This is a genomic window from Prevotella sp. P2-180 (genome assembly GCF_002251435.1).
Lineage (GTDB): Bacteria > Bacteroidota > Bacteroidia > Bacteroidales > Bacteroidaceae > Prevotella.
The window spans coordinates 1-2,241 of record NZ_NPJI01000087.1 but is presented as its reverse complement, the minus strand read 5'-3'; the positions used below and the strand labels follow the sequence as shown (position 1 = coordinate 2,241).

Genomic DNA, 2,241 nt, shown 5'->3' with positions numbered 1-2,241 from the left:
CCGAAGGCTCTGTGTTCTCCGTCGCTTGCGACCTACTCTATATAAACAAAAATCTCTTTTCCTCTTTATCTCTGTGGTTTAAATAAACCCCTTATACATTGGGAATTATCACTTCAGAAAGTTGAGTAAATAATCTAATACCAGAAAACACCGAGGGGTTTGGGGGCGAGAATATTACTGAAATAGGGTTCATGGCTTTTAGGGGTTGCTCTGCTCTTACAGGTTATCTTTAGATAAGATAGGCTGCATCTCAACAAAAAAAATAAAATATGGTTGCAATTTGCAATTCTTATCTTTGCAAATTGTGTTTTTGTCTTCGATTTAAATAAAAATCTTACGCTCAAAAAAGATAATTTATTCTCTTTTTCTTCGCTAAATCGATTTTTTGCACTATCTTTGTTCCCGAATTGTGGGCATATCACTCCTGCAACAGTCAGAAAAACATGGGTACATATATAAACAAAGGTAATAAAGCTTTCAGAGACATCGTGTCTCACGAATATGTTGACAAGTCATCGCTGATACCGCTGATAAATGCTAATCTAAACTCCGAGAGCCGGTACAGTTGTGTCACCCGCTGCCGTCGATTTGGCAAGTCGATGGCGGCAAAGATGCTTTGTGCCTATTACGACAAGTCGTGCGACTCGCGCGAACTGTTTCGCGGATTAAAGGCTGAGCAGGACAAGTCGTTCGAGACATATCTCAACAAATACAATGTGCTCTATCTCGACGTGACATCATTCACCGCACGGCCGGAAGTCAGGAAAAACATCGTGAGAGTTATCCAGGAAGAGATAATAAATGAACTTAAAGAGGCTTTTCCCGATGTAAAATACAAGAATAACTCCGACCTTATGGATGTTCTTTCCTCCATCCACCAAGCCACAGGAGAAAAATTCTTCTTTATCATCGACGAGTGGGACGCCATTTGCCGCGAGTTCCCCGGGCGACAGAAGATGAAGGGAGATCCTGATACTGTCACACCCACCATACTTGATGAATATGTCATGCTGCTCCGCCGTCTGTTCAAGACACAGGATTCCGACGAGGTATTCGCCGGGGCATATCTCACAGGCATCCTGCCCATAAAGAAATACAACACCGAATCGGCACTGAACAATTTCTGCGAATATTCAATGATCGACCCGGCTTTCCTTGCCGCTTGCTACGGATTTACTGAAGACGAGGTTAAGATGCTGGCAGAGAGACACAACGCATCTATGGACAACCTTAAGATGTGGTACGACGGATATAGCATTGGCAGGGAGAAATCCATCTACAACCCTTATTCCGTGATGAAAGCCATTCAACGAGGCTCATGCCGAAGCTACTGGACTACAACGGGAGCCTACGACTCGGTCATCACATATATACAGATGAACTTCGACGGGCTCAAGGACGACATCATCCGTATGTTGTCGGGAGAGAGTGTGTATGTCAACACCTCAAAATTTCAGAACGACATGAACATTGTCAGGAGTAAGAACGATGTTCTCACAGTGCTCATACACCTTGGTTACTTGGCATACGACGATGAAAAACAGCAGTGCTACGTGCCCAACAAGGAGGTAACCGACGAGCTCTTGAATGCAGTGGAAGACACCTCCTGGAAAAGACTTGCAGATGCAATAACCGCTTCGCGCAACCTTCTCGACGCCACCATCGCGGGCAACGAGAATGCAGTGGCACAAGCCATCGACCTTGCCCACGACGAAAACACGAGCATCCTCGCCTACAACGATGAGAACTCCTTGGCTTGTGTGCTCACAGTAGCATATATATGGGCAAGAAATGAATACGTCATCCACCGCGAATATGCCACTGGCAAGGGATATGCCGACCTGGTGATGATTCCGCGTCGCAACGTCAGCAAGCCAGCCCTCGTCATCGAACTCAAATTCAACAACACGGCCGACACTGCCATCGACCAGATAAAGCGCAAGCAATATCCCGCAAAGATTGCAGAATACACCGGCGACATACTACTCGTAGGAATCAATTACGACAGAGAAACAAAGCTGCACACTTGCAAAATCGAGAGTTTCAAAATTCGTGTGTAAAGTATAAATACAAAAAACGTGATCCTTAATTCCGCAACACTATAATTTAACTTTATTTATAAGTTCCTGAGCAACAAAAAGTTGCCCAGGATTTTGCCGTGTCAGATTTTTCACTTATCTTAGTGTTGCAATTAGAAAACAAGCGAAAATCGTAACAAGGCATGGCAAAGGTACAAATAAA

Annotated in this window: 1 protein-coding gene; it reads left to right on the top strand. The window is 44.3% G+C overall.

From position 1 onward, the window contains the following. The first annotated feature begins 443 nt into the window (after positions 1–443). Positions 444–2,060 carry an AAA family ATPase gene (locus tag CIK98_RS11980; protein WP_141210532.1) on the top strand — a complete coding sequence of 539 codons (1,617 nt, stop codon included), beginning with the start codon at positions 444–446 and terminating at the stop codon, positions 2,058–2,060. Positions 2,061–2,241: the final 181 nt, after the last annotated feature.

What these genes read in the sequence shown, in the direction of transcription:
- CIK98_RS11980 (WP_141210532.1), top strand. Translation starts at nt 444, where the DNA reads ATGGGTACATATATAAACAAAGGTAATAAAGCTTTCAGAGACATCGTG.